Source organism: Nonomuraea sp. NPDC050310 (assembly GCF_040655795.1).
Classification (GTDB): Bacteria; Actinomycetota; Actinomycetes; order Streptosporangiales; family Streptosporangiaceae; genus Nonomuraea.
The window spans coordinates 181,598-208,038 of sequence record NZ_JBFAKP010000007.1 but is presented as its reverse complement, the minus strand read 5'-3'; the positions used below and the strand labels follow the sequence as shown (position 1 = coordinate 208,038).

The 26,441-nt window shown below is 73.8% G+C and carries 28 protein-coding genes; 15 read left to right on the top strand and 13 right to left on the bottom strand.

Translation table 11 applies throughout. From position 1 onward, the window contains the following. Positions 1 to 84 precede the first annotated feature (84 nt). From AB0I67_RS19930 to AB0I67_RS19910, 5 genes are all read left to right on the top strand, one after another. Positions 85 to 1,653, top strand: coding sequence for an amidohydrolase (locus AB0I67_RS19930; RefSeq protein ID WP_357925398.1), 1,569 nt, complete (start codon positions 85 to 87; stop codon positions 1,651 to 1,653). A gap of 14 nt (positions 1,654 to 1,667) precedes the next feature. Continuing rightward, positions 1,668 to 2,621, top strand: a complete 954-nt coding sequence (locus tag AB0I67_RS19925) for an ABC transporter substrate-binding protein (protein ID WP_357925395.1) — start codon at positions 1,668 to 1,670, stop codon at positions 2,619 to 2,621. Positions 2,622 to 2,623: 2 nt separating this feature from the next. Then, positions 2,624 to 3,532, top strand: coding sequence for an amino acid ABC transporter permease (locus AB0I67_RS19920; protein ID WP_357925393.1), 909 nt, complete (start codon positions 2,624 to 2,626; stop codon positions 3,530 to 3,532). Positions 3,533 to 3,561: 29 nt separating this feature from the next. Then, positions 3,562 to 4,302: an amino acid ABC transporter ATP-binding protein gene (locus AB0I67_RS19915; protein ID WP_357925642.1), complete on the top strand. Its 741-nt coding sequence runs from the start codon at positions 3,562 to 3,564 to the stop codon at positions 4,300 to 4,302. 167 nt (positions 4,303 to 4,469) lie between these two features. After that, positions 4,470 to 5,420 (top strand): GNAT family N-acetyltransferase, encoded by a 951-nt coding sequence (locus tag AB0I67_RS19910; protein WP_357925391.1) that lies wholly within the window; start codon positions 4,470 to 4,472, stop codon positions 5,418 to 5,420. A gap of 16 nt (positions 5,421 to 5,436) precedes the next feature. Here AB0I67_RS19910 and AB0I67_RS19905 read toward each other — a convergent pair whose 3' ends face one another. The 4 genes from AB0I67_RS19905 to def all read right to left on the bottom strand — a co-directional run bounded on the left by AB0I67_RS19905 (position 5,437) and on the right by def (position 8,245). Then, positions 5,437 to 5,697 carry a hypothetical protein gene (locus AB0I67_RS19905; RefSeq protein WP_357925388.1) on the bottom strand — a complete coding sequence of 87 codons (261 nt, stop codon included), beginning with the start codon at positions 5,695 to 5,697 and terminating at the stop codon, positions 5,437 to 5,439. Positions 5,698 to 5,801: 104 nt separating this feature from the next. Further along, positions 5,802 to 6,326: a MaoC family dehydratase gene (locus AB0I67_RS19900; protein WP_357925385.1), complete on the bottom strand. Its 525-nt coding sequence runs from the start codon at positions 6,324 to 6,326 to the stop codon at positions 5,802 to 5,804. Between the two features lie 85 nt (positions 6,327 to 6,411). Further along, entirely contained in the window at positions 6,412 to 7,662 is a 1,251-nt protein-coding gene (ilvA, locus tag AB0I67_RS19895; RefSeq protein WP_357925383.1) for a threonine ammonia-lyase IlvA, read from the bottom strand. A gap of 49 nt (positions 7,663 to 7,711) precedes the next feature. Then, positions 7,712 to 8,245: a peptide deformylase gene (gene def / locus AB0I67_RS19890; RefSeq protein WP_357925380.1), complete on the bottom strand. Its 534-nt coding sequence runs from the start codon at positions 8,243 to 8,245 to the stop codon at positions 7,712 to 7,714. Between the two features lie 100 nt (positions 8,246 to 8,345). On the opposite strand from def, the gene AB0I67_RS19885 reads away from it, so the two are divergent. Then, positions 8,346 to 9,137, top strand: a complete 792-nt coding sequence (locus tag AB0I67_RS19885; protein ID WP_357925378.1) for a sulfite exporter TauE/SafE family protein — start codon at positions 8,346 to 8,348, stop codon at positions 9,135 to 9,137. Positions 9,138 to 9,186: 49 nt separating this feature from the next. On the opposite strand, the gene AB0I67_RS19880 is transcribed toward AB0I67_RS19885, so the two are convergent. After that, positions 9,187 to 10,161 (bottom strand): helix-turn-helix domain-containing protein, encoded by a 975-nt coding sequence (locus tag AB0I67_RS19880; RefSeq protein WP_357925376.1) that lies wholly within the window; start codon positions 10,159 to 10,161, stop codon positions 9,187 to 9,189. Between the two features lie 140 nt (positions 10,162 to 10,301). Here AB0I67_RS19880 and AB0I67_RS19875 point away from each other — a divergent pair, with 140 nt between their 5' ends. Beyond that, positions 10,302 to 10,550, top strand: coding sequence for a hypothetical protein (locus AB0I67_RS19875; protein ID WP_357925373.1), 249 nt, complete (start codon positions 10,302 to 10,304; stop codon positions 10,548 to 10,550). A gap of 2 nt (positions 10,551 to 10,552) precedes the next feature. After that, positions 10,553 to 11,938 carry a serine hydrolase domain-containing protein gene (locus AB0I67_RS19870; RefSeq protein ID WP_357925370.1) on the top strand — a complete coding sequence of 462 codons (1,386 nt, stop codon included), beginning with the start codon at positions 10,553 to 10,555 and terminating at the stop codon, positions 11,936 to 11,938. Here the strand turns inward: AB0I67_RS19870 and AB0I67_RS19865 are convergent. After that, positions 11,904 to 12,563: a TetR/AcrR family transcriptional regulator gene (locus tag AB0I67_RS19865; RefSeq protein ID WP_357925367.1), complete on the bottom strand. Its 660-nt coding sequence runs from the start codon at positions 12,561 to 12,563 to the stop codon at positions 11,904 to 11,906. The genes AB0I67_RS19870 and AB0I67_RS19865 overlap by 35 nt on opposite strands. A gap of 72 nt (positions 12,564 to 12,635) precedes the next feature. On the opposite strand from AB0I67_RS19865, the gene AB0I67_RS19860 reads away from it, so the two are divergent. Further along, complete coding sequence (locus AB0I67_RS19860) at positions 12,636 to 13,592, top strand: NAD(P)H-binding protein (RefSeq protein ID WP_357925363.1); 957 nt, start codon at positions 12,636 to 12,638, stop codon at positions 13,590 to 13,592. 14 nt (positions 13,593 to 13,606) lie between these two features. Here AB0I67_RS19860 and AB0I67_RS19855 read toward each other — a convergent pair whose 3' ends face one another. Next, entirely contained in the window at positions 13,607 to 14,071 is a 465-nt protein-coding gene (locus AB0I67_RS19855; RefSeq protein WP_357925361.1) for an Lrp/AsnC family transcriptional regulator, read from the bottom strand. A 111-nt stretch (positions 14,072 to 14,182) separates the two neighbouring features. Between AB0I67_RS19855 and AB0I67_RS19850 the strand changes: the two genes are divergently transcribed. Beyond that, a complete protein-coding gene (locus AB0I67_RS19850; protein WP_357925358.1) occupies positions 14,183 to 15,115 on the top strand; it encodes a DMT family transporter in 933 nt (310 codons plus the stop codon). A gap of 70 nt (positions 15,116 to 15,185) precedes the next feature. Here AB0I67_RS19850 and AB0I67_RS19845 read toward each other — a convergent pair whose 3' ends face one another. Then, complete coding sequence (locus tag AB0I67_RS19845) at positions 15,186 to 15,989, bottom strand: alpha/beta hydrolase (RefSeq protein ID WP_357925355.1); 804 nt, start codon at positions 15,987 to 15,989, stop codon at positions 15,186 to 15,188. Positions 15,990 to 16,094: 105 nt separating this feature from the next. Here AB0I67_RS19845 and AB0I67_RS19840 point away from each other — a divergent pair, with 105 nt between their 5' ends. Continuing rightward, positions 16,095 to 16,730: a TetR/AcrR family transcriptional regulator gene (locus AB0I67_RS19840; protein WP_357925352.1), complete on the top strand. Its 636-nt coding sequence runs from the start codon at positions 16,095 to 16,097 to the stop codon at positions 16,728 to 16,730. 7 nt (positions 16,731 to 16,737) lie between these two features. Further along, the gene (locus tag AB0I67_RS19835) at positions 16,738 to 16,971 is read left to right on the top strand and encodes a hypothetical protein (protein WP_357925350.1); all 234 of its coding nucleotides are present in this window, start codon (positions 16,738 to 16,740) and stop codon (positions 16,969 to 16,971) included. Between the two features lie 62 nt (positions 16,972 to 17,033). On the opposite strand, the gene AB0I67_RS19830 is transcribed toward AB0I67_RS19835, so the two are convergent. Next, on the bottom strand, positions 17,034 to 18,443 hold the full coding sequence (locus AB0I67_RS19830) for an MFS transporter (RefSeq protein ID WP_357925348.1): 1,410 nt from the start codon (positions 18,441 to 18,443) through the stop codon (positions 17,034 to 17,036). 295 nt (positions 18,444 to 18,738) lie between these two features. On the opposite strand from AB0I67_RS19830, the gene AB0I67_RS19825 reads away from it, so the two are divergent. Continuing rightward, positions 18,739 to 19,569 (top strand): helix-turn-helix transcriptional regulator, encoded by an 831-nt coding sequence (locus AB0I67_RS19825; protein WP_357925345.1) that lies wholly within the window; start codon positions 18,739 to 18,741, stop codon positions 19,567 to 19,569. Between the two features lie 6 nt (positions 19,570 to 19,575). Here AB0I67_RS19825 and AB0I67_RS19820 read toward each other — a convergent pair whose 3' ends face one another. Then, positions 19,576 to 19,983, bottom strand: coding sequence for a PPOX class F420-dependent oxidoreductase (locus AB0I67_RS19820; RefSeq protein WP_357925342.1), 408 nt, complete (start codon positions 19,981 to 19,983; stop codon positions 19,576 to 19,578). Between the two features lie 126 nt (positions 19,984 to 20,109). Here AB0I67_RS19820 and AB0I67_RS19815 point away from each other — a divergent pair, with 126 nt between their 5' ends. After that, a complete protein-coding gene (locus AB0I67_RS19815) occupies positions 20,110 to 22,011 on the top strand; it encodes a serine protease (RefSeq protein ID WP_357925340.1) in 1,902 nt (633 codons plus the stop codon). Here AB0I67_RS19815 and AB0I67_RS19810 read toward each other — a convergent pair. After that, positions 21,996 to 22,835 (bottom strand): hypothetical protein, encoded by an 840-nt coding sequence (locus AB0I67_RS19810; protein ID WP_357925337.1) that lies wholly within the window; start codon positions 22,833 to 22,835, stop codon positions 21,996 to 21,998. The genes AB0I67_RS19815 and AB0I67_RS19810 overlap by 16 nt on opposite strands. A 7-nt stretch (positions 22,836 to 22,842) precedes the next feature. After that, positions 22,843 to 23,769 carry an RNA polymerase sigma-70 factor gene (locus AB0I67_RS19805; protein WP_357925335.1) on the bottom strand — a complete coding sequence of 309 codons (927 nt, stop codon included), beginning with the start codon at positions 23,767 to 23,769 and terminating at the stop codon, positions 22,843 to 22,845. Between the two features lie 166 nt (positions 23,770 to 23,935). Between AB0I67_RS19805 and AB0I67_RS19800 the strand changes: the two genes are divergently transcribed. Beyond that, the gene (locus AB0I67_RS19800; RefSeq protein WP_357925332.1) at positions 23,936 to 24,673 is read left to right on the top strand and encodes a type 1 glutamine amidotransferase; all 738 of its coding nucleotides are present in this window, start codon (positions 23,936 to 23,938) and stop codon (positions 24,671 to 24,673) included. On the opposite strand, the gene AB0I67_RS19795 is transcribed toward AB0I67_RS19800, so the two are convergent. Beyond that, positions 24,654 to 26,420: an ABC transporter ATP-binding protein gene (locus AB0I67_RS19795; protein ID WP_357925329.1), complete on the bottom strand. Its 1,767-nt coding sequence runs from the start codon at positions 26,418 to 26,420 to the stop codon at positions 24,654 to 24,656. The genes AB0I67_RS19800 and AB0I67_RS19795 overlap by 20 nt on opposite strands. Positions 26,421 to 26,441: the final 21 nt, after the last annotated feature.

Here is a 26,441-nt window from a genome sequence, read left to right as displayed (position 1 = left end):
TCCCCTGGGCCCGGCCGGCGCCGCCGTACAGGATCACCCCGCACGGCCACCGGCCGTGCCGCGACCGAGCGATTGAGAGCCGTCTTGAGCATCCGCGTCTACCGCAACGCCGCCATCCACACCGGGGTGGCCGGCGCCCCACCGGCCCAGGCCCTGGCCGTGGACGGCGAGCACGTGCTGGCCGTCGGCACCGAGGCCGAGGTCCGCGCGGCCGCCGGCGCCGGGGCCGAGCTCGTGGACCTGGCGGGCGCGGCCGTCCTGCCCGGCCTCTACGACGCCCACATCCACACCGCCCAGTACGCCAACAGCCTCGGCGCGGTCGACCTGCGCGACGCCCGCTCGCTGGAGGAGGCGCTGGCGCTGGTGGCCGAGCACGCGGCCCGGCTGCGGCCCGGCCAGTGGCTGTTCGGCGGCCGGTGGAACGCCAACACCTGGACCCCGCCGCAGGAGCCGGACCGGTACGCGCTCGACTCGGTCTGCCCCGACCGGCCGATCGTGCTCCCGAACGTGGACGGCCACAGCGTGTGGGCCAACTCCGCCGCGCTGCGCCTGGCCGGCATCGACGCCTCCACCCCCGACCCGGCCGGCGGCGAGATCGTCCGCGACCAGTACGGCGAGCCGACCGGCATCCTGCGTGAGTCGGCCTCCTACCCGCTGCGCGCGCTGATGGTCGAGCCCGGCCTGCGCGAGCGGCTGCTGCTGGCCCAGGAGGAACTGCTCGCCCTCGGCCTGACCAGCGTGCACGACATCGACGGCGAGGACTGCCGCGAGGCCTACCTCGACCTGCGCGACAGCGGCCTGCTCAAGATCCGGGTGCACAAGGCGATCCCCGCCACCCATCTCGACGCCGCCATCGCCGAGGGCCGGCGCACCGGCCAGGGCGACGACTGGGTCCGGACCGGACCGGTGAAGATCTTCAGCGACGGCGCGCTCGGCTCGCACACCTGCCACATGAGCCAGGCCTTCGCCGGTGACGCCGCCAACCACGGCATCGCGGTCACCCCCTACGACGAGCTGGTCGCGCTGTTCCGCAAGGCGGCCGGGGCGGGCATCGCGGTGGCCACCCACGCCATCGGCGACCGCGCCAACCACCTGGTGCTCGACGCCTACGAGGCGCTCGGCGCCACCCCCGGCCTGCGGCACCGCATCGAGCACGCCCAGCACCTGCGGCCGGCCGATCTGACCAGGATGGCCCGGCTCGGCGTCGTCGCCTCCATGCAGCCGGTCCACTGCACCAGCGACATCGACCTGGTCGACTCGCTGCTGGCCGGGCACGACCTGGCCTCCTACGCCTGGCGCGGCATGCTCAACGCCGGGGTGGCCCTGGCCTTCGGCTCCGACGCGCCCGTCGAGCACCCCAACCCCTTCGCCGCGCTGCACGCGGCGGCGACCCGCACCCGCGCGGACGGCACGCCCACCGGCGGCTGGCAGCCCGAGCAGCGGCTGAGCATGGCCGAAGCGATCACCGCGCACACCCTCGGCGCGGCCTACGCGGCGGGCGAGCAGGACCGCAAGGGCGTGCTGGCCCCCGGCCGGCTCGCCGACTTCATCGCGGTGGACACCGACCCCTACCTGGAGCCGGCGGCCGCGGTGCTGCGCACCCACGTCATCACCACCGTGGTCGGCGGCCTCGTCCGCCGGCAACGATCCTGAAGGAGCACACCCCCGTGAACCCCCGCCTCCCCGCCCTGCTCGCCGCCTGCGCCCTGCTGACCACCGCCGCCTGCGGCGCCAAGAGCCTCGACGCCGCCTCCGGCCCCGACTCCGGGGCCCCCGCCGCGGAGGTCGTCCTGGACGTCGCCCCCGACGAGGAGAAGGCGGCCGGCGTCATCAACGCCATCACCCCGGACAAGGACCTGGCCGCCAAGGTGCCGGCCCGGCTGAAGAGCGCCGGGCTCAAGGTCGTCTCCTCGATCGGCTACCCGCCCATGGAGATGTGGTCGAGCGACGGCAAGACCGCGATCGGCTTCGACCCGGCCCTGGCCCGGGCCATCGCCCGCAAGCTCGGCGTCAAGTACACGCTGACCGACGAGGAGTTCAACTCCCAGATCCCCGGCGTGCTCACCGGCCGCTACGACTTCGTCATCTCCTCGATGACCGACAACGCCGAACGCCAGGCGAAGATCACCTTCGTCGACTACGTGCGGGCCGGCTCCGGCCTGCTCGTCAAGAAGGGCAACCCGGCCGGCATCGCCACGCCCGCCGACCTGTGCGGCAAGACCGTCTCGGTCGTCGACAACGGCTCGTCGATGGAGCTGGCCGAGAGCTACGGCGCCGACTGCGAGAAGGACGGCAAGCCGGCCGTGACCGTGCTGAAGTTCGCCGGCGACACCGAGGCGATGCTCCAGGTCATCAACGGCCGGGCCGACGCGACCGTCACCGACTACGTGGTGGCCGCCTACAAGGCCGCCGACCCCAAGGTCGCCGTCGAGGCCATCGCGCTCGAAGGCACCGAGAGCCCGTGGGGCATCGGCATGAAGCCGGACGACAAGGAGCTCATCGCCTCCGTCCAGGGCGCCCTGGACGCGCTCATCAAGAGCGGCGAGTACGGCAAGCTGCTCGCGGCCTGGAACCTCGACAAGCTCGCCGTCGAGTCCGCCGTGATCAACGGCGGCAAGTGACGATGCGCACCGAACCGATCCCCGGGCCCGCCGGGACGCCCGTCCCCGTCGCCCGCGCCCGCCACTGGGGCCGGCTGCTGGCCGCCGCGGCGGCGCTGGCGATCGTCGGGTGGCTGCTGTTCCTGCTGGTGGTCAACCCGCGCCTGGACTGGGGCGCGGTGGCCACCTACCTGTTCGACGACCGGATCCTGTCCGGCGTCTGGGTCACCGTCCAGCTCTCGGTCCTGGCCACCGTCCTCGGCCTGGCGCTGGGCGTGCTCTTCGCGGTCATGCGGCTGGCGCACAACCCGGTGCTCAGCAAGCTGGCGCTGCTCTACATCTGGTTCTTCCGCGGCACGCCGGTGCTGGTCCAGCTCATCTTCTGGTACAACCTGGCGTTCCTGTTCCCGGAGCTGGTGATCAAGATCCCGTTCACCTCGATCGGGCTGGTGTGGGACACCAACCAGGTGATGACCGGCTTCACCGCGGCGATGATGGGGCTCGGCCTGAACCTGGCCGCCTACTTCGCCGAGACCGTGCGGGCCGGCATCCAGGCCGTCGACCACGGCCAGACCGAGGCGGCCTACGCGCTGGGCATGACCCCGGCCAAGCGCATGCGGGTGATCGTGCTGCCGCAGGCGCTGCGCATCATCATCCCGCCGACCGGCAACGAGTTCATCTCCATGCTGAAGACGACCTCGCTGGTCTACGCGGTCGCCGGGCACGACCTGATGACCAACGCGAGCCAGATCTACAAGGCCAACAACCTGATCATGGAGCTGCTGATCGTGGCGAGTCTGTGGTACCTGCTGCTGACCACCGTGGCCACCTTCCTGCAGGGCAGGCTGGAGCGCCGCTTCGGGTCCGAGGCCGTCCGGCTGGTACGGCGGGGCGGCCTGGCGGCCCGGGTCCTGCCGAAGGTCGCCGCGTGAGCCCGGTCGTGCACGCCACCGGCGTGCGGATGAGCTACGGCGAGGTCCAGGTGCTCAACGGCGTGGACTTCGAGGTCGCCGCCGGCGAGGTGAGCTGCGTCATCGGTCCCTCGGGCTCGGGCAAGTCCACCTTCCTGCGCTGCGTCAACGGGCTGGAGCCGGTGCTCGGCGGCAGCCTGCGGGTGCTGGGCCAGGAGGTCGGGCACTCGATGCGCGGCGGGCGCTACCACCCGTGGACGCCCAAGGAGTACGCCGCCTTCCGGCGCGACATCGGCATGGTGTTCCAGCGGTTCAACCTCTTCGCCCACCACAGCGCCCTGGAGAACGTCGCCTGCGGGCCGGTGCACGTGCTCGGCACGCCCACCGCCCGCGCGAACGCGCAGGCGATGGAGCTCCTGGACCGGGTCGGGCTGGCCGATCACGCGCACAAGCGGCCCCACCAGCTCTCCGGCGGCCAGCAGCAACGGGTCGCCATCGCCCGCGCCCTGGCGATGAACCCGGCCCTGATGCTCTTCGACGAGCCGACCTCCGCGCTCGACCCCGAACTGGTGGACGAGGTGCTGGAGGTCATGCGCGCCCTGGCCGCCGACGGGATGACCATGGTCGTGGTGACGCACGAGATCGCCTTCGCCCGCGAGGTCGGCGACCGGCTGACCTTCTTCGCCGACGGCGTGGTGGTCGAGCAGGGGCATCCCGCGGAACTGCTGGCCAACCCGGCGCACGAGCGGACCCGGGCGTTCCTGTCCAGCGTGCGCAGCGCGAGCTCGTGAGGCAAAAGGGTTTGCGGGCCGGCCGGGGCCGGGGGTAGATCTGGGACGACCACGAACACGGAGAGGAGGGACGAGCCATGATCCGCCCGATCACCGCGCCGAAGTCCTCCAGGGGTGCGGTCCACGTCTGAACCCCGGAGTCCGGCGCCCCTCCCCTGGAGCGTGCCGTGACCCTTGCACCTGACGACCTGACCATCCGCCCGATCACCGGGCCGGAGGAGCTCGAGCTCTTCCGGCGCCTGCCGTACGTCCTGGACGAGGAACTGGCCGGCGACCTCGCCGGCGGACGCCGCCGCCCCGGCTGGCTGTGGGTCGCCCTGCGCGGCGACCGGCTGCTGGCCAGGGCCGCCTGGTGGGGCCAGGCCCGGGCCAAGACGCCGTTCCTGCTCGACGTCTTCGACCTCGACGACGACGATCCGGGCCCCGGCCCGGTGGCGGCCGGCGAGCGCCTGCTGCGGGCCGCGCTCGCCGAGGTGGTCCCGGCCGGGGCCGTCCCGCCGGAGTACCTCCGCTTCGTCCCGCCCGATTGGCGCGACTCCGCGCCGGACCGGCTCGCCGTCGAGCGGCGCCTGGCGGTGATCGGACGGACCGGCGCGCGGCCACTCGTCGAGCGCCTGCGCCTGGAGTGGCGGCCGGGCACGCCGTTGCCCCCGCCGAGCGGCCGCCTGGCCTTCCGGCCGGTGAACGGGGACGGCGAACTGCTCGCGCTGATGACCCGGGTGCTGGACGGCACCCTGGACGCGCACAGCCGGGCCGACCTCACCCGGATGCCGGCCGCCGACGCCGCCCGCAAGCACTTCGAGCAGGAGCTGGCCCGCCTGCGCAGCCCGCGCGAGTGGTGGCGGATCGCGACGCTGCCGGACGGCGAACCGGTCGGCTTCGTCACCCCTGGACGCAACGACTACAACGCGGTGATCGGTTACCTCGCCGTGCTGCCCTCGCACCGGGGCCACGGCTATATCGACGACATCCTGGCCGAGGGCACCCGCCTGCTGGCCGCCCAGGACGTGCCGCGCATCCGGGCGGCGACCGACGTCGGCAACGTGCCGATGGCCGCCGCCTTCCACCGCGCGGGCTACGTGACCTTCGAGCGCGTCGTCAGCCTGACGTGGGACTGAACGAGGCGCGGGCGGATCACCACTGGTCGGCGGGGAGCTCCACGCCCACGGCAGGGTCGTAGATGACCGTCTGGTCGGCCATCCGGATCACCGCGACCCGGGTGGCCAGGCCGGCCTGCTCCAGGGCGCGGGCCGACTCCACGGCGTACCGGGAGAAGTGGTAGCGGTCGCGCGTGGGGCTGAAGGGCGTGCGGCGCTCGCACAGGACCTCGTAACGGTCGCCCGGCCAAGCCGGCGGCAGTCCATTCAAGCGCTGGTGTCCGCCTGTTGTCGTCATCGCACGCTCACCCCCCTCTGTCCCCGGTTTCGGGCGCCGGAATCGGGCGCCCAGAAGACCTTAACAATCGGTGGCATCTTGCACCAATCAGGAATTCCGCCGAATCACGACGAGGCGGCCAGCGGGCCGTTCTTGGCCTGTGGGAAATAGCCCTTGTCGTGCGGAGCGTCACGCTTGTAGACCATGACCGTGCGCCGCCAGGACATGATCTCGTCGCCGTCCTGGTTGAGGCCCCGGGTGTGGCAGGAGACGATCCCAGCGTACGGCCGCGAGGCCGACTCGCGCTTGCCGAGCACCAGCGACTCGGCGTAGATCGTGTCGCCGATGAAGACCGGGTGGCTCAGCTTGATCTCCTCCCAGCCGAGGTTCATGATCGCGGTCTGGCTCATGTCGGCCACCGACAGGCCCAGCACGATCGCCACGGTCAGCCCGGAGTTGGCGATGATCCTGCCGTAGGGGGCGCGCTCGGCGAAGTGGGCGTTGAAGTGGTTCTGGTTGGTGTTCATGGTCAGCAACGTGAACCAGGTGTTGTCGGCCTCGCTGATGGTGCGGCCCAGCGGGTGCTGATGGACGTCGCCGACGACGAAGTCCTCGTAGTAGCGGCCGATGCCGGCCTCGTGCACGGTCACGGATCTCTCCCACCGGGGTGCTGGACGTCAGGCGACGACGGTAGCCGGGCGCCGTTTCGGCGGTCAACGCGCCGCCTCGGGCCGGTCAGAGCAGGAAGGTGGCCAGCGGGGAGCCGGGCGGGATGCGCTCGACGGTCAGCGGGCTGGCCTTCATCCGCACCAGCAGGCTGTCCAGGTCGGCGGCGCGCTCCAGCTCGATGCCGACCAGCGCCGGGCCGGTCTCGCGGTTGTTCTTCTTGACGTACTCGAAGGCGATGATGTCCTCGCCCTCGCCCAGCACCTCGTCCAGGAAGTGCCGCAGGGCGCCGGGGCGCTGCGGGAAGGTCACCAGGAAGTAGTGCCGCAGCCCGATGTGCACCAGGGAGCGTTCCAGCACCTCGGTGTAGCGGCTGACGTCGTTGTTGCCGCCCGAGACCACGCAGACCACCGGGCCGGGCGCGCCGTACGGCAGGAGCTCGCGGGCGGCGGCGCCGGCCAGGGCGCCGGCGGGCTCGGCGATGATGCCGTCGGTCTGGTAGAGGTCGAGCATCTCGGTGCAGACCGCGCCCTCGTCCACCGGGACCACCTCGTCGACCAGGTCCCTGACGAGCGGGAAGGTGGCCTCGCCGACCCGGCCGACGGCCGCGCCGTCCACGAAGGTGTCCAGCTCGGGCAGCGCGAGCGGGCCGCCGTGGTCGAGGGCGGCGCGCATGCTGGCCGCGCCGGCCGGCTCCGCGCCGACGATGCGGGTGGCCGGGGAGTGCTCGCGCAGCCAGACGGCCAGGCCGCTGATCAGGCCGCCGCCGCCGACCGGCACGACGACGGTGTGCGGCGGCTCGGCCGACTGGTCGAGCAGTTCCATGCCGACCGTGCCCTGGCCGGCCATCGTGCGCACGTCGTCGAAGGGGTGCACGTAGATCGCGCCGGTGCGGTCGCTGTCGTCGTGCGCGGCGGTGCTGGCCTCGTCGTAGGTGCCGCCGCCGACGACCACCTCCACCCGGTCGCCGCCGAGCGCGGCGATGCGCTCACGCTTCTGCCGGGGCGTGGTGGACGGGACGTAGACGCGGCCGTCGATGCCGAGCCGCGCGCAGACGAACGCCACGCCCTGGCCGTGGTTGCCCGCGCTGGCGCAGACCACGCCACGCTCGCGCTCGGCCCGGGTCAGCGAGGCGATGAGGTTGAACGCGCCGCGCACCTTGTAGGAGCGGCAGATCTGGGTGTCCTCGCGCTTGAGCAGCACCGGCCCGCCCAGCAGTCCGGACAGCCGGTGGTTGGGCTCCAGGGCGGTGCGGCGCACCACGGGCCGGAGCCGTTCGGCCGCCTGGCTGATCAGGGCGGCGGTGAGGCGCTCGGTCATCCACGGATGGTAGCAAGGTGACGCGAGTGCGAGCGGAGACCGGCCGGTCTCAGGAGCCCGAGGCAGCGTTCTGGCGCTCGCGGAATTCGGCCAGGACGGCCTTGCGCGCGGCGGCCGACAGCCGGTCGATGTAGAGCATGCCGTCCAGGTGGTCGCTCTCGTGCTGCAGGCAGCGGGCCAGCACCCCGGTGCCGTGGACGGTCACCGGCGCGCCGGTGACGTCGAAGCCGTGGCAGGTGGCGAGGTCGGGCCGTCCCACCACGGCGCGCGGGCCGGGCACCGACAGGCAGCCCTCGTCGTCGGGGTCGAGGTTGCGGTCCTTGTGCGCGGGCAGCTCCAGCGTCGGGTTGACGATCACGCCCTTCTGGTAGACGTCGTCGCCGTCCGGGCAGTCGTAGACGAAGACCCGCAGGCCGACGCCGATCTGGTTGGCCGCCAGGCCCACGCCGTTGGCCTCGTACATGCTGGCGAACATGTCCTCCACCAGCGCGGCCAGCTCGTCGTCGAAGCGCTCGACCGGGCGGCACGGGGTGTGCAGCACGGGCGTGCCGACGAGGGTGATGGGGCGTGCCGTACCGGCCATGAACAAACCGCCTTGGGGGACGTGGGAGCGTGTGGTGCAGCGACCAGAATAGGCGAATCCGCGTGCCATCCTGGAGCGGGCGTCGAGGGGCGGGTGGGGGATGACCTGGTGGCAGGCGGCGCTCGGGTTCGCCTCGGGGTTGCTGATCGCGGCGGTGACCGCGCCGGTCGGGGTGTCCGGGGCGGTGTTCCTGCTCCCGGTCCAGCTCAGCGTGCTGCAGGTGCCGAGCCCGGCGGTGACGCCGACGAACCTGCTGTTCAACGTGGTGGCCACGCCGGGCGCGCTTCTGCGGTACGGCAGGCGCGGCGAGCTCGGCGGGGCGCTGACCCGGCTGCTCGTCCTCGGCACGCTGCCCGGCGTGGTCGCCGGAGCGGTGCTGCGGGTGTTCGTGCTGCCCGGCGGGCAGGTCTTCCGGCTCCTGGTCGCGGGGCTGCTGCTGCCGCTCGGGCTGTGGCTGTGCCTGCGGACCCTGCGCCCCTCCAAGGGGCCCGCGCCCGAACCGGCCGGGCCCTCGCCGCGGGCGATCACCACGCTGGCCCTAGCCGTGGGGGTCGTCGGCGGGATCTACGGCATCGGCGGCGGGTCGCTGCTCGGGCCGATCCTGGCCGGGCGCGGCCTGCCGGTCACCCGGGTCGCGCCGGCCGCGCTGGCCTCGACCTTCGTCACCTCGATCGCCGGGGCGGCCACCTACGCCGTCCTCGCCCTGGCCACGCCGGGCGACATCGCGCCCGAGTGGGCGCTGGGGCTGCTGTGCGGGCTGGGCGGGCTGATCGGCGGCTACCTGGGCGCGCACCTGCAGCCGCGGCTGCCCGAGCCGGGGCTGCGGCTGCTGCTGGGGGTGCTGGCGGTGGGGGTGTCGGGGGTGTACGCGGTCCAGGGACTGGCCATGTAGACCCCGGTGGCCGGCCTCGGGGTGACGCGGCTCCTTGCCGTGCCGGTCTTCAGGGGCGGGGCGCGCGGTGGAGGGCCTCGCGCTGGGCCGGGGTGAGGCGTTCGGGGCGCAGGCCGAGCGTCCAGGCGCCCGCGGGGGTGCGCACGAGCTGGAGCGGGTCGGCGATCTCCGGCCGCCGGTCGAGCGTGCCGAGGGCGGCGGCGGCCCGGTCCGGCTCCCACCCGAGGGCCTGCGCGAGGTCGGCCTCGGTGCGCGGCGCACCCGCGTGCACGAGCGCCGCGACCATGGTCAGCGCGTCCCCGGCCACCGCGGCCGTGACGCCTCCGTCGCCCATGTGGTCGCTGAGCCGCCCGAAGAAGCCGCGCATCCGCTCCAGCCGCTCCGCCGCCGCCGAGCCGGGGCCGAGGAGCTCGATCCCCCGCCGCGCCGCCTCGGCCACCTCGGCGTGCGCGCCGGTGTCGGAGCGCCAGGCGCGGAACCAGACGTCGTCGTCGATGAAGTACTGCTCCCGCCGCCCGGACGGGTCGAGCCTGCGCCCGACCAGGTCCATGGCCTCCAGGTAGCCGATGGCCTTGGAGATCGAGGCGGGGCTGACCCGCAGCAGCCGGACCAGTTCGGCGGCGGTGCGGCTGTCGGTGTCGGCGGTGAGCAGGCAGGTGAACACCCGCGCGGGCATCCGGGGCAGGCCGGTGGCGGCCAGGGCCGTCGCGAGCCGCTCCAGCAAGGCCCGCGTCTGCTCGGAGTCCGTCCCCACGGCCTCGGCCGTCCCCGCCGGGACGCCTCCGGCCGGCCCGGTCGTACGGCGAGGCGAGCGGCGGCCCGCGGCTCGCTGGGCTCCGTCGGCCCGATATCCGCCCGGCCCGCCGTTGCGCGCGACCTCCCGGCTGACGGTCGAGGTCGGCCGCCCCAGCCGCCTGCCGATCTCCGCGTATCCCACCCCTTCGACCAGCCAATCCGCGATCCGCCGGCGGTCGTCAAGGGTCAGCCTGCCCCCGGGCATCCGGTCACCTCCTGTGGCGTTCACCAACACTATAGTGCAACGGCTCATTGCGTTTCCCGTCAGCTCTATTGCAACGCTGCACTATTTCATGTTGACGCTTCATGAAACGCAACGTAGCCTTTCCGCAGATGCAAACGCCGAGGAAAGGCAGCCCCATGCATGTCATGGCGATTTCCGCCGTCTCCGACCAGAGCCGCTTCTGGAACGCGGTCAAGTCCGCGTACGGCAAGCTCCCCCGGAACGCCGCCTGGAAGCTGGCCGTCGCCAGCACCGACGGCACCAGAGCGGTGAACGTCGTCAAGCACGACTCCATCGACGCCGTCCGCGAGCTGTTCGAGGCCCACGCCGGCCCCTACGCCACCACCGAGTTCCTCGAGGCGGACGCGGCCAACGCGGTGGGCCTGCAGAAGTGAGCGTGGACACCACCGCCCTGGAGGCCCGCCTGGCCGGCCTGCTCGCCGAGTACCGGATCCCCGGCGCCTCGGTCGGCCTCCTGCGCGACGGCGAGGTCACCGACTTCGCGCTCGGCGTCGCCGACGTCACCACCGGCGAACCGGTCACGACCGGCACGGCCTTCCAGATCGGCTCGCTGACCAAGACCTGGACCGCGGTGACCTTCCTGCGGTTCGTCGAGGAGGGCAAGGCCGCACTGGACGAGCCGGTCCGCGCCTTCCTGCCCGGCTTCAAGGTCGCCGACCCCGAGGTCTCCGCCAAGGTCACGCCCCGCCACCTGCTCAACCACACGCACGGCATCGAGGAGGACTTCGGCGATCCCGGCGAGGACGACGACGTCTACGAGCGCATGGTCGCGGGCATCGCCGGCGCTCCCCAGGTCCACCCGCTGGGCCACACCCACGGGTACAGCGCGGCGCTCGGTTACGCGATCCTGGCCCGCGTCATGGAGGTGATCGACGGCAGGCCGTGGGACGACATCCTCACCGACCGGCTCGTCCGGCCGCTGGGGCTGAGCCGTACCAGCAGCCGCCGGGAGCTGGCCGACCCGGCGCGGATCGCCACCGGGCACCTGGTCCGCTCACCCGACGAGGGCCCGATCGTCTCCCCGCTGAGCCACCTGCCGCGGCTGTTCGGCCCCAGCGGGACGATGACCTCGACGCCGCGCGAGGTCCTCGCCCTGGCCCGCCTCCTGCTCGACGAGGGCATGGCGGCGGACGGCACGCGGATCCTCTCGCCCGGGCTCGTCCGCGAGATGACCGGCTCGCGCGTCCCCCTGCCCGAGCCCTACTCGCTCGGCCGGGAGTGGGCGCTCGGCCTGCTCGCCGACACCTGGTCCGGCGTGGAGGTCTACGGCCACGACGGCAGCACGATCGGCCACAACGCCCGGCTGCGGATCCTGCCCGAGCTGGGCCTGGCGGTCGCCATGACGGTGAACGGCGGGCCGCGCGACGGCTTCTACCGGCGGGCGATGAGCGAGATCCTCACCTCCGTGGGCGCGCCCGCCGTACCGGACCTGCCGGCTCCCGACCCCACCCTGCGGCTCGACCCGGGCCGGTACACCGGCCGCTACGAGCGGCCCGGCCTGCGCTACGACGTGGGCAGCCGGGACGGGACGCTGACGCTCAGCTTCCACCTCAACCCGATGGAGGCCGAGTTCCTGGGCCGGCCGGACCGGATCGACTACGACCTGCTGCCGGTCAGCGAGACCCACTTCGTCACCCGCTCCCCCGACCCACTGGAGGACCCTCAGGTCGTGGCGCTCTACGACTTCCAGGACGGGAAGGCGCGCTACCTGCACACCAACAGCCGGGTCACCCCGCGGGCGGCTCCGGCGGCAGGGTGGTGAGCACGGCGAGGAGCGTCGACTCCACCCAGGCCCGCCAGGCCGCATGGCTCCACCTCCGCTCGCCGACCAGGAGCGTGTAGGTCTCGGGCGATTGAACGGCCAGCGCGATGTCGGCCGCCGTCTCGGGGGTCAGGCCGGCGCGCAACGGCGTCTTGTCCGCCAGCGCCTCGGCGAAGACCCGCAGGACGGCGAGCCGCTGGGCGAGGTTGGCAGCCCACAGCTCGCCCAGGTCGGGATCGGTCGGCGCGGCGCTGCGCACCACGTCGAGCAGCGGCGCGGCGCGCAGGTAGATCTCCCCCGCTCCGGCCACCTGGCGGCGGAGCTGGCCGCGCGGGTCCGGGTCGTCGAGCGCGGCCCGGACCCAGGGGCGTTCCAGCGTGGGCACGGGCCGGTCGTCCCCCGCCACCGCCTGGTCGAGCGCGGTGGCGAGGATCGCCTTCTTGGTGCCGAAGGCGTAGTACACCGTCTGCTCACTCACCCCCGCCCGGGCCGCGATCGCGCCGATGCTCGTCGCGGTGTAGCCGTCGGCGACGAACAACTCCCCGGCCGCCCGGACGAGGCGGGCGCGGGTGGCCTGCGCGCGGGCGGCGCGGCCGTCGACCTTCTCCTGTGACGTCCCTCTCATCCGCTTGACTGTAGCAGCACTACAAAAACATTCTCTTAGTGTGACTATAAAAACCCTGTCGGACGGGCTCCGATGACCACGATCCTCGTCCTGGGCGGGCACGGCGCCGTCGGCCGGCACGCCGTCGGCGCGCTCGCCGCCGGCCTGCCCGGAGCCACGCTGCTCGTCGGTGGCCGCAACCCGCGGCCGGTGCCCGGGGCGCGTCCGGTGCGGGTGGACGCCACCGACCCCGCCGCGCTGGCCGCCGCCCTGGAGGGCGTGGACACCGTGCTCATGTGCGCCGAGCTCGACAACGCCCGCGTCGCCCGTGCCTGCCTGGAACGCGGCATCGACTACCTGGACGTCACCGCCTCGCACGCCCAGCTCGCCGCGATCGAGGACCTCCACGACCTGGCCGTGCGCAACGAAGCGACGGCCGTGCTCAGCGTCGGCCTGGTCCCCGGCGTCACCAACCTGCTGGCCCGGCACGTCGCCGAGCGCGACCCGGCGGCGAGCGAGCTGCGCATCGGCGTGCTGCTCGGCGCGGGCGAGCGGCACGGCCCGGCCGCGCTCGCCTGGACCCTCGACGGCCTCGGCGTCCTCGACGGCTCGTGGCCGATGACCTTCCCCGCCCCGTACGGCAGGCGGACCGTCCACCGCTTCCCGTTCGCCGACCAGTTCACCCTGCCCGGCACGCTCGGCGTCCCCCACGCGCGCACCGGCCTGTGCCTGGATTCGGGGATGCTCACCGGCGTGCTCGCGGCGGCCCGGATCCCCGCGCTCGCCCGCCTCCTGCGCCACCGCTGGGTGCGGCGCTCGCTGGAGCGGGTGCACATCGGCGGCGACGGCTTCGCGGTGACCGTCTCCACGGGCCGGGCGCACGCGTCCTTCACCGGCCGGGCCCAGAGCCGCGCCACCGGCCGGGTCGCGGCCCAGCTCATCGGCAAGCTGCCGGCCCTGCCGCCAGGGGTGGGGCACATCGAGCAGCTCGTCGACCCGGCCGCCTTCCTGACCACGCTCGCCGCCGGGGGCTTCGACCTGAGCCTCTGACGCCCGCGAGGCGGTCAGGGCCGCATGGTGACCGGCAGCGGCGAGCGGGGCTTCGGCATGCCGAAGGCGAACGAGGTCTCGATCGAGGCGAGCGACGGGATGGTGCGGATCTCGGTGCGCAGCAGCTCCTCATAGCTGAGGAAGCTGTCCACCACCACGCGGAGCAGGTAGTCGGTGTCGCCCGCCATGAGATAGGCCTCGACGATGCTGTCGATCTCGCGGATGCGCTCCTCGACCTGGTGGACGACCTCGGCCGCGTGCGAGTCGAGGCGGATCCGGACGAACGCCGTGATGGTCAGCCCGACCGCCCGCGGGTCCACGTTCGCCGCGTACCCGGTGATCACCCCGTCGCGTTCGAGCCGCCGGACCCGGCGCAGGCAGGGCGAGGGCGACAGGCCCACCCGGTCGGCCAGCTCCTGGTTGGTCAGCCGGCCGTCGAGCTCCAGCTCCCTGACGATCATCAGGTCGATCTCATCCATCCCTCATTCGTAGCAGATTCTGCTAATATCACCGCGAAACCCGGCATGATCGGCAATCGGCTGCTCCGTCCTCTTCCCTATTCTCCTAAGTCACCGAGCAGGAGGAGAGAGATGACGGGCAGCCGAACCACGGAACGGTCCGCCGTGGGGCTGGGCGCGATGATGCTCGCCGTGACCGTGTGGGCCGCCTACGCGCTCAGCATCCGGAGCGTCGCCTCCTCCAGCCTCACGCCCGGCGACCTGGCCCTGCTCCGCTTCGCCGTACCGGTGGCGCTGCTGCTGCCGTGGCTGCCACGGACGCTGCGGCGGTGCCGCGAGCTGCCGCTCCCGGCGCTGACCGGGGTGGCGGTGGGGGCCGGGCTGCCGTTCCTGCTGCTGTCGGAGGCGGGTGGCGCCGCCTCGACCGCCTCGCTCGTCGGGCTGGTCATCCCGGGCACGGTGCCGCTGTTCGTCAGCCTGCTGGCCTTCGTCCTGCTGCGCGAGCGGCCCGGCCGGGTGCGGCTGCTCGCGCTGGCGCCGATCGTGGCGGGCGTGGTGGTGACGCTCGTCCTCGGGCCGAACGGCGTGCCCGCCGCCGGGATCGTGCTCCTGCTGGCCGCCGGGGCGCTGTGGAGCGGCTACACCCTGGCGCTCGGCCGGGCCGGGCTGAAGCCGGTCGAGGTCGTGCTGGTCATCGCGGTGCCGTCGCTGCTGGCCACGATCGTGGCGATGGCCGCCGGGCTGCTCGACACTCGGATGTTGCGCGGCGACTCCACCGTCCCCGACATCCTCGCCATCGCGGGCGTGCAGGGCGTCGCCGTCGGCGTGCTGTCGACGCTCTGCTACTCCTTCGCGGTGCGGCGCATCGGCTCGCGGACCGCCTCGGCGCTCGGCGCGCTCAGCCCGGTGCTCACCGCGGTCCTCGCCGTCCCCTTCTTCCACGAGGTGCCGGACGCGGTGATGATCGCCGGCCTCGCGCTCATCCTCACCGGCGTGCTGGCCGCCACCGCCGCGAGCGGCCCCCGCCGCCGGGCCGCCGCCACCGCCCCGGCGGGCCGGGCCTAGCCCCCGGCACCCAGCACTCCCGCATTGAGCGCTCCCGAACTCAGCCCTCCTGCGCTCAGCCCTCCTGCGCTCAGCGCTTCTGGGCGAACTGCCGGAGCTGCGGGGCCAGCACGTCCGCGGTGGTCCCGTGGTTCTCGCCCGGTACGGCTCGCAGCTCGGCCGTGGGCAGCGCCTCGGCCGCCGCGCGGGCCCCGGTGACGAGCCACGGCATGGTGTCGAGGCCGTGCATGACCAGCACGGGCGCGGTGATCGCGGCCCAGCGGCCGGCCGGCAGCGGCGCACCCGACATGGTGGTGCCCATGATCCGCCCGTCGTAGGCGATGGTGTGCGCGACCGCCTCGAAGGTGGACCAGTACGGCGTCTGCCGGAACCCGGCCACGTCCTCGGCGCTGCCGCCGACCGCCGCGGTCATGAACAACTCCATCGCGTCCCCCGGCCGGCCGGCGGCCACCGCGGCGTCGAGCCGCTCGACGTAGTCGCCGGGCAGCGGCGGCCGGCTGTCGTCGACGACGAAGGGCGGCTCGAACAGGCCCACGTGCGTGATCGGCAGCCCGGCCGCCGCCGCGTCGAGGGTCAGGACCGCGCCGGAGGACCAGCCGAAGACCATGGCCGGCGCGCCGGCGTCGTCGATCAGCGCGGCGATGTCCTCGATCTCCCGCTCGATCGCGTAGGGCGGGGTGTCACCGCTCTCGCCGCGGCCCCGGCGGTCGTAGGCGTAGACCCGGAACTCGTCGCTCAGCAGACCGGCCACCTCGGCGTTGAGCGGGTTGACCCCGCGGTAGGCGGTCGCGCCGTCCACGATGATCAGCGGGCGGCCCTCGCCCCAGACGTCGAAGGCGATGGTCGTGCCGTCCTTGGACTTGACCGTTCCCATGGCGTGGCTCCCTTTCCCGGAGGGGGTGTACCGTACGGTACTGTACTGGGGTGAACCGTACGGTACTGTACGCTCACGGTCAATCCCCCGTTCGGAGGTCCTCGCATGGCACAGGCCGAAGTACGCCGCCGGATCATGGACGCGGCCCTGGAGGTCTTCCTCCGTGACGGCTACGTCGGCGCCAAGACCGACGAGATCGCCGCCGCCGCCGGGGCGTCCAAGCAGACGATCTACAAGCACTTCGGCCGCAAGGAGGCGCTGTTCGAGCAGATCGTGCTCGACCGGCTGACCGGCATCGACGAGATCTTCCAGGACGCCCTGCGCAAGCTGGCCGCCGCCGACGACCTGGAGCCCACGCTGCGCGAGGTCGCCCGCAACTTCGTGCACGCCCTCACCCGGCCCGCGCACCTGCGCGTGCGCCGCCTGGTGATCGCCGAGGCGGGCCGGTTCCCGAACCTGGGCAACGCCTATTTCGAGGCCGGGCCCGGACGGGTGCACGCCGCCCTCGCCGCCGCCTTCGAGCAGCTCGCCGGGCGCGGGCTGCTCCGCGTCGAGGACGCCGTGCTGGCCGCCAACCACTTCACCTGGCTGGTCACCTCCATCCCGGTGAACAAGGTGATGTTCTGCGGCGACGAGGTCACCTTCCGGGACGCCGAGCTCGAGCACTACGCCGACTCCGCGGTCCGGGTCTTCCTCGCCGCGTACGGCGTCAGGGTTGGTGACCAGCCGGCCGGGCAGTAGCCGCGGCATGAACGAGGACACGTTGCCCGAGGAACTGCCCGCCGCCGTCGGACAGGTGAACGGGGAGAGCGACATGCGGGTGGAGCGGGCCGGCGTCGAGGTGCGGCAGACCGCGCGGCCCATCCCGGCCGAACCGGTCGACCCGCCGGCCGACCCCGAGGCGAAGGCCGAGGCCGAACAGCGGAAGACCGAACGCGAGGGCCCCGACGAGCCCGATCAGGAGCCCGAACCCACCGACTGACCGAACCGGCCCCCGTTTCAACCCACCCGCTGACCTTTTGGTCCGGCTCACCGATCGGGCGGTCACCTGGGCAGCCACCGCAGGGTGAGGACGCCGAGCGCCGCGTGCAGCCCGGCCGCGACCGCGGCCACCACGCGGAGCCCGGTGACGAAAGCCGCCTTGGCCTCCTCCGCCGCCGCGGCGGCCAGACCGGGCAGCCGCAACGTCTCGGCCAGGGTCGGCGCGAGGTCCGGCCCCTGAAGGCGGAAGACCAGTACGGCGAGCGACCCGAACACCGCGATGCCCAGAGCGTTCCCCAGTTCGTTCCCGGTCTCCGCGATCGCCCCCGCCGCCCCCGCCCGCTCCACCGGAACCGCACCGACAGCGGTGTCGGCCACGACGCTGAAGCTCAGCCCGTACCCGAGCCCGGCCACCACGGTGGAGGCCACGTACCAGCCGACCCCGCCGGGCAGCAGGAGCAGCAACCCGGCGGCGATGGCGAAGTGGCACAGGATCAGAGCGGTCCGCCGCCCGATCCGCTCGACGACGTGCGGCGTGACCACACAGGTCAGGATGAGGACGGCAGCTCCGGGAAGGGCGAGCAGCGCGGCGTCCAGCACCGCCAGGCCGAGCACCGACTGCAGGTAGCCGCCGGCCAGGTACGCGGTGGCCGACCAGGCGGCCAGCGGCAGCAGCCCGGTGATGATCGCCACGGTGAAGACGCGGTCGCGGAAGAGGGCGAAGTCGATCAGCGGGTGCGCGAGCAGCCGTTGCCTGCGCACGAACCAGCCCAGCAGCACCACCCCGGCCACGCCCAGGGCGACCGGCCCCGCGGCGAGGCCCTCCGCCGCGGTGTGCTTGACCGCGTACCCGGCCAGCAGCAGGCCCGCCGCGGAGGTGACGACGCTGAGCGCGTCCACCCCGCCGGGACGCCGGGCGCGGACCTCGCGGAGCACCACGGGCGCGGCGAGGAGGAACAACGCGACGACCGGCAGGTTGATCAGGAAGACCGAGCCCCACCAGAAGCGCTCCAGCAGCACGCCCCCGGCGATCGGCCCGACGGCGAAACCGGCCGCGAAGGTCGCGGCGAAGATGCCGATCGCGCGGGCCCGATGTCCCGGGTCGGTGAACAGCTCGCTCAGCACGGCCAGGGCGGAGGGCAGGAGGGTCGCGCCGGCCACGCCCATCAGCAGCCGGGCGGCGATGAGGAGCCCGGCGTCCGGGGCGAAGGCGGCCGCCGCCGAGGCGGCTCCGAACGCGGCGGTGCCGATCATGAGCAGCTTGAGCCTGCCGTACCGGTCGCCGAGGTTGCCGAAGGCGATCAGCAGGGAACCGACCGCGAAGCCGTACCCGTCGAGGATCCACAGCGCCTGGTCGGCGGTGGGGGTCAGCTCGCGGCTGATCCGCGGCATGGCCAGGAACAGGATGGACCCGTCCATGGAGACCAGCAGGACGGGACCGAGGACGGCCAGCAGGCCGAGCCAGGACCGCAACCCAGCCGATGGCCGCCGAGGGGCAGGGCGGTCAGGGCGGTGACCAGAGGGCCGGTCAGGGTGCTGGCCAGGGGGCTGGCCAGGGGGCTGGTCGGAGTGTGGATCAGCGGGCCGATCAGAAGGCTGGCCGGCGGGGCGACCGGGATGCTGGTCAGGGTGTTGGGTGCGGTGTGGGGTGACATGTCGGGACATGTGGTCGAGGCTCCGCCGGCGCGGCCCGCGCAACCATCCCCCTGCCGAGGGTGCACCCAGCAGGGTCACCCACGCGCCCGCCGCCCGCCCTAGGCTCGACGGCATGGAAGACCTGGGGACGTTCCTGCGCGGCCGCCGCGCGCGGATCACACCGCAGCAGATCGGGCTGCGCACCTTCGGCACCGCACGCCGGGTGCCCGGCCTGCGGCGCGAGGAGCTGGCCCAGCTCGCGGGGGTGAGCGCGGGCTACTACACCCGCCTTGAGCAGGGACAGGCCGGCACCGCCTCCGAGCAGGTGCTAGACGCGCTGGCCCGGGTGCTGCGACTCGACCGGATCGAGCGCGCCCACCTGCACAACCTCGCCCGCCAGCCCGCGACCCCCGGCCTGGCCGAGCCGCCGCCGGAGGACCCGCACCCCAGGGTGCTCGCGCTGCTGGCGGCGCTGGGCGAGACGACGCCGGCGATCGTCCTGGGCCGCCGGGGCGACGTGCTGGCCTGGAACCGCACCGGGCACGCGCTGTTCGCCGAGCACCTGCCCTTCGACCTGTCCCCCGGCGAGCGGCCGTCGGTGCCGCGATTGTTCTTCCTCGACCCGTTCACCCGCGACCTGCACCGCAACTGGGCGGAGCTGGCCCGCATCCACGTCGCCTACCTGCGGCTGACCGCGGGCCGCTTCCCGACGGACGCGAAGCTGGCGGCGCTGATCGGCGAGCTGACCATGCGCAGCGACGAGTTCGCCCGGATGTGGGCGGTCGGCGAGGTCTCCGACTGCACCGTCGGGACCATGCACCTGAACCACCCGACGGTCGGCCGGGCCAGCGTGGACTACCAGGTGTGGCTCCAGCCGGACAGCCCCGACCACCGGCTGGAGATCTACACCCCGCACGACGCGGGCTCCGCCGACGCGCTCCGCATCCTGGCCTCAGCCGGGTAAGGCCGGTCAGGCCGCGTTGCCCACCACGCGCTCCGGCGTGATCCGGATCTCCACCCGCACCGCCTCCGGCGGCAGGGCCAGATAGGCCTCCCCCGCCCCGGCGCCCTCGTACTTCTCGGCCAGCGACACGGCCAGCCGCCGCCCCTCGTCCTCGGTGACCGTGGCCACGCCCCGCACCTCGACGTAGCTCTCGGGGTCGGCGAGGTCGAACACGCTGAGGCTGACCCGCGGGTCGCGCTCGACGTTGCGGACCTTGCGCCGCCCGGCCTGGGAGGAGATGACCACGTCGTCGCCGTCGAGGCCGACCCAGACCGCCGAGGTCTGCGGGCTGCCGTCGGGGTTGAGGGTGGCCAGGATGCCGGTGTTCGGGCCGCCGAGGATCTTACGCGCGGAGTCGCTGAGAGTGACGCTCATGATCCGACAGCATAGGCCTGGACACCCAGGTCGCAGGTTCAGTAGCGGTGACGGATACCGCTACTGAGCAAGTGCGGGGTTAGCCTCGGCCAACCGTCTTTCCCCCCAGGGCGGAGGTCCATCGGCATGCGTCACAGGCTCCGGACCGCGATCGTGGCAGCGGCCACGATCCTCGCGATCCCCTTCCCGGCCGCGGCAGCCGTACCGCGAGCACCCCAACCAGCGGCAGCGGCGGCAGCCGTACCGCGCACATCCGAACCGGCGGCGGCAGCCGCCCGGCACGTGCGGCACGCCGACCCGGTCACCCCGGTCGGCGAGCAGCAGGAGGCCGAGCTCACCCTGCGCTATGGCGCGTCCGGCCGGCAGTGGTCGGCCGAGATCAGGCGGCCGGGCTCCAGCTACGTCAAGGTGCACTTCAGCGCGCTCAAGCTCGTCCCCGGCGACCACCTCACGGTGGCCTCGCCCGACGGCCGCGAGGTGCACACCTACTACGGCGACCCCACGCTCGGCGCCAACACCGGCGGCTCCGGGCACACGGTGCACGGCACGCCCGGCTTCGCCGCGTTGTCCGTCGACGGCGACACCGCCGTGGTGACGCTGCACGCCGCCGGATCACGATCCGCCTCCCGGCTCACCCGGCAGGGCTACGGCGCGGTCGTCGACCGCTACTACCGCGGCTTCACCAAGGACGAGGCCGCGGCCCGCGCGCCCCGGTCCTTCTCGGTCTGCGGCACCGACGCCCGGCGCGACGTCGTCTGCTACCGCGACAGCCACCCCACCGAGTTCGCCCGCAGCAACGCCGTCGCCCGCCAGCTCCTCGACGGCCTGGGCAGCTGCACGGCCTGGCGGGTCGGCAACACCAACCGCATGCTGACCAACTACCACTGCATGGAGAGCGCCGCGGACCTGGCGGCCAGCGAGTTCCAGTTCGACTACCAGTGCGCCACCTGCGGCGGCAACGACCCGCGCGCGGGCACCAAGGTCAGCGGCGCGCAGTTCCTGAAGTCCAGCAACCTCAACGCGCTCGACTACGCCCTGTTCAGCGTGAACAACTTCGCCGCGATCCAGCAGTACGGCACGCTCTACCTCGACCCGCGCCCGCCGGTCGCCGGGGAGCGGATCTACATCCCCGGCCACGGCGACGTGCTGCCCAAGCGGCTGTCGCTGTTCGAGGAGACCCAGGGCGGCGCCACCTGCAAGATCGACGTGGTGTCCTCCGGGGTCAACACCGGCTACCGCTGCGACACCTCGGGCGGCAACTCCGGCTCGCCGGTGCTGGCCGCCTCCAGCCACAAGGTGATCGCCCTGCACCACCTGGGCGGCTGTCCCAACTGGGGTACCCGGATCACCGAGGTCTACAACGAGATCTCGGGCCTGATCGACAACACCCCGCCCACCGGCGGCAACGACTTCTCGCTGGCGCTGTCGCCCACCTCGGCGAACGTGCCGGCGGGGCAGTCGGCGACCTCGACGGTGTCCAGCGCGGTCACCGGCGGGCAGGCGCAGCAGATCACGCTGGCCGCCTCCGGCCTGCCCGCCGGCGCGACCGCCACCTTCGCGCCCCAGGTCATCCAGGCCGGCGGCAGCTCGACGCTGACCCTGGCGACCACCGCGCAGACGCCGGCCGGGACGTACCAGGTCACCGTGACCGGCACGGGCGCCTCGGCGACCCGGACCGCCACCTTCGCGCTCACCGTCGGCGGCGGTCCCCCGCAGGGCTGCGCGGGCTTCGAGACGACCAAGACCGGCTCGCTGACCAGCGGCGCCAGCCAGTACCAGCCGGACGGCCAGTACTTCCAGACCACCACGACCGGCGCGCACCGCGCCTGCCTCGACGGCCCGGCCGGCACCGACTACGACCTGTACCTGCAGAAGTGGAACGGCTCCACCTGGGCGTCCGTCGCGCAGGGCGCCACCTCCGGGCCCGACGAGACGCTCAGCTACACCGGCACCGCCGGCTACTACCGCTACCGCGTCCACGCCTACCAGGGAGGTGGCGCCTACACCCTGGGCTACGACGCGCCCTGAGCCCCCTCGCCGATCGGGCCGGCCGCCGGGAACCCGTCCTGCACGGACGCCGGGCGGCCGGCCTCCCACATGCGGTCGAACTCGCCGTGGAAGTGCCGGAACCAGCGCGGGTCGCGCTGCGCGGTGAGCGTGAAGACCGGGTCGGGCCGCGCCGAGCTGTGCGTGCCCAGCTCGACGTGGAGCACCCCGCCGGTGCTGTCCGGGTCGATCAGCACCACGCCGAAGGCCGGGACGAACGGCAGCAGCCGCACCTCCAGCCGCCCGGTGGCGTCCGGCAGGGCCGCCAGGTGGCGCAGCAGGTCGGTGGTGGCGCGGACCCGGTGACCGAAGACCTCCGGGTGGTCGGGGATGGTGCTGCGTTTGGCCGCCTGGTCGAGCACGCCGGGCTCGGCGTCGATCAGCAGGATCTTGACGGAGGCGCCCCGCCGCAACCGGTCCTCCAGCTCGCCGACCAGGTTGCGGACGGTACGGCTCAGCGTCACCCCGCACAGCCGGATGTCGTGCGCCCGGGCGATCTGCTCCTCCAGCCCGGCGCGGGTGGTCGTCAGGAAGGCCTCGGCCGAAACCGACCCGGCGATCCGCTCCTCGACCAGCCGGTTGAGCCGGCCGACCTGCTCCTTCAGCTCGTCGGCCTGCTGGCGCGGACCGAGCGCGTTGACGGCGAGCAGGGCGAGCGTGGCCAGGATCGCGGCGCTGATGACCTCGGCGTCCACGGTGCCCACGACACCGAGGACGCCCACGCCCAGGGCGATCAGCGCGGTCAGATAGATCTCCAGGTTGCGGCCGGCGGCCAGGTCGGCGCGTAACCGAGCGAAGGGGTTCACCCCCTCATCATGGCCCGGAACGCTGCGACCGCATCGTCTCGCGCAGCACCGCCCAGGCGTCGGCCACCGGGCCGACGTGGGTGAGCTTGTCGGGGTTGAGCACCGCGTGGATGGCCTGGATGCGCCCGTCGAGGATGTCGAGCGCCCAGGTGTTGACCACCCGGCCCTCGCGGTCGCGGAAGATCGCGCCCGGCTGGCCGTTGACCTCGTGCGGCTCGACCGTGCCGCCGATCCGGGCGAACGGCAGCACCAGCGCGGTCAGCAGCCGGCGCACGTTGGCGACGCCGTGCACGCCGTCCTCGCCCCAGCGGGGCGCCTTGCCGCCGCTGTCGGCCAGCAGGTGGACGTCGGCGGCCAGCAGATCGGTGAGCCGCTCGACGTCGCCGTCGCGGAAGGCGTCGAAGAAGCGGCCGGCCAGCTCCTCGCGCTCGCGCCGGTCGGCCTCGAACCGGGGACGGCCCTCGTCCATGTGCCGGCGCGCCCGGACCACGAGCTGGCGGCAGGCCGCCTCCGACCGGCCGACCGTCGCGGCCACCTCGGCGAAGCCGAACCCGAAGACCTCGCGCAGCACGAAGACCGCCCGCTCCAGCGGGCTGAGCCGCTCCAGCAGGAGCAACGCGGCCATCGACACCGAGTCGGCCAGCTCGGCCGAGCGCTCGGGGTCGGCGTAGGGGTCGCTCAGCAGCGGCTCGGGGAACCACGGCCCGACGTACTCCTCGCGCCGCACGCGCGCCGAGCGCAGCACGTCGATGGCGAGCCTGGTGACCACGGCCGACAGGAACGCCTTGGGCGAGTCCGGCGGGGGCTCGACGCTCTCGTAGCGCAGCCAGGTCTCCTGGACGGCGTCCTCGGCCTCGGTGACGCTGCCGAGGATGCGGTAGGCGATGGAGAACAGCAGCGGCCGCAGCTCCTGGAACTGCTCGGCCCGGTTCACGCCGGTTCCCGGCCGGGCTCGGTCCCGACGATGGCCACGTACACCCGCATGAGCTTTCACCTTCCGGCCGGTCGACGTCCTTCCCCATCCAAGACGAGACAGGGCGGGAGTCTGTGACATGGGACCCGCCCGGGGGCGCGGAGGGGCGGAGGTAGAGTCGGATCTCATGTCGCAGATGCCCCGGGTGCTGGCCGTACAGAACGATCCGAAAGGCGGGCCAGGGCGGTTCGCCGGCTGGCTGGCCGAGGCCGGGATCGCGCTCGACGTGGCGACCCCCTTCGACGGGTCCGCGCTCCCGGACCGGCTGGAGCACGACGGGCTGATCGTGCTGGGCGGCGCCTACCTGCCGGACGACGACGAGCGGGCGCCCTGGTTGCCGGCCACCCGCGCGCTGGCCGGGCAGGCCCTGGAGCGGGCGGTGCCGTACTTCGGGATCTGCCTCGGCGGCCAGTTGCTGGCCCAGGTCGGCGGCGGCCGGGTGCAGGGCGACGCGGGCGCGCCCGAGCACGGCAGCACGCCGATCACCGTCCGCGCCGAGGCCGCCGCCGACCCGCTGTTCGGCGGGCTGCCCGGCACGGTGCCGGCCATCGAGAACCACATCGACGCGATCACCGCCCTGCCGCCCGGCGCGGTGTGGCTGGCGTCGACCGAGCGCTGCCCGTACCAGGCCTTCCGGCTGGGCGAGCGGGCGTGGGGCGTGCAGTTCCACCCCGAGGCGGGGCCCGGCCGCATCCGCGGCTGGAGCCCCGAGTCCGCCCGCCGCCGCGGCCTCGACCTGGACACGTTGTACGGCGGAGCCGTGACGGACGACGCGCTCGCGCGGGCCGCCTGGGGCGAGGTGGCGGCCCGCTTCGCCGCCCAGGTCCTGGCCCGCCGGCCGGACCTCAGCGCCCTTCCGCGATGACCCCGGCCCCCTGGGAACCGCCCGCCTCGGCGGCCCCGGGGTCCGGCCGGTCGAGGCCGAGAAGCTTGGCGAGGGGGCCGTCCGGGTCGGCGGTGAGGTCGGCGAAGGTGCCCTGAGCGACCACCCGGCCGGCGTCGAGCACGACGATGTGGTCGGCGCGGCGGATGGTGGCCGGGCGGTGCGCGATGACCAGCGTGGCGCGGTCCTGGGCCGCCGCGGCGAGGGTGGCGGCCAGGCGGGCCTCGTTGCCGGGGTCGAGGTTGGCCACCGCCTCGTCGAGCACGAGCACGGGCGCACCGGTCGCCAGCGCCCGCGCAACCGCGACCCTGGCCCGCTGGCCGCCGGACAGGGTGACGCCGCGCTCGCCGACCGGCGTGTCGGGGTCGATCGCCAGGTGCGCCGCGGCCAGGGCCGGGACCACGTCGGCGTCCGGGGCGCCGAGCCGGACGTTGTCCTCGACCGTCCCGGCGAACAGGTGCACGTCCTGCGGGACCACGGTGACGTGCGCGGGCACGTCCGCCACCCGGTCGAGCGGGACGCCGCCGAGCAGGATGCGGCCCCCGTCGGGATCCCAGTACCGCAGCAGGAGCGAGACGCAGGTCGTCTTGCCCGCCCCCGAGGCGCCGACCAGCGCCACCGTCTGGCCGTGCCGGACGGTGAAGGAGACGCCGCGCAGGACCTCGGGGCCGTCGGGGGTGTAACGGAAACGCACGTCCTCGAAGACCACCGCCGGGGCGGGCGCCGGGGTCGCGGGCTCGGCCGGGGCGGGGACGTTGGGCGGGGCGGTGACCAGGGTGTGCACCCGTCCGGCCGCCGCGCGGAGCGTGCCGTACTCCTTCAGCAGCCCGGCCACCTGGGTGGCCGGGCCGAGGGCGCCGGCCGCGACCACCATGGCCAGCGGGGCGTGCGCCGGGTCCAGCTCGCCGGCGCGCACCAGGAGGGCTACGGCGAGCAGCGTCCCGGCGGCGGCCAGCGCGACCAGCAGGTCGGTGAGGGCGCTCTCCAGGCCGCCGCGGGCCGCGTTGGCCGCCTGGAGCCCGGCCAGCTCGCGGGTGCGGGCGGCCAGCAGGACGCGGCGGCGGCCGAGGGCGCGGAAGGCGGTCAGCTCGCGCAGGCCCTGCACGGTGTCGACGACGTCCGCGGTGAGGCTCGCGGTGGCGGCGCGCAGCTCGTCGCCGTGTCGCCGGGAGCGGCGGCGCAACCACAGCGGCACCGTCGCCACCGCCGCCGCCAGGGGCAGGAGGATGGCCGGGAGCCAGGGGTGCAGCAGGGCGGTGAGCACCGTGCCCGCAGTGAGGACGACCGCCGCGGTCAGGCCCTGGGCGAGGGTGTGCGCGAACAGCCACTCCAGGGTCTCGACGTCCGACAGCACCGTCGCGGACAGGTCGCCGCTGCGCCGGCCCAGCAGCCGGGCCGGGGCGATCCTGGCGATCGCCGTGTAGATCTGGCCGCGGAGCCCGGCCAGGACCCGGTAGGCCAGGTCGTGGGCCACGTACGTCTCCCACCAGGCGGCCAGGGTGACCACCGTCACCAGCCCGGCCAGCGCCGTGGCGACCGGCGGCAGGTCGGTGGGCGTGCCGGTGAGCACGCGGCCCAGCAGCCAGGCCGCGGTGGCGGCCGCGGCCAGGGCGGCGGTCTGGGCGAGCAGGTTGGCGGCCAGCGTGGCGGCGAACGCCCGCCGGTGCCCGGCCACCGCCCCGGCCAGCCACCACATCGGCCCCCGTTCCGGGATTCTCGGATGGGTCATACGGTCACGTCCTCGACGATC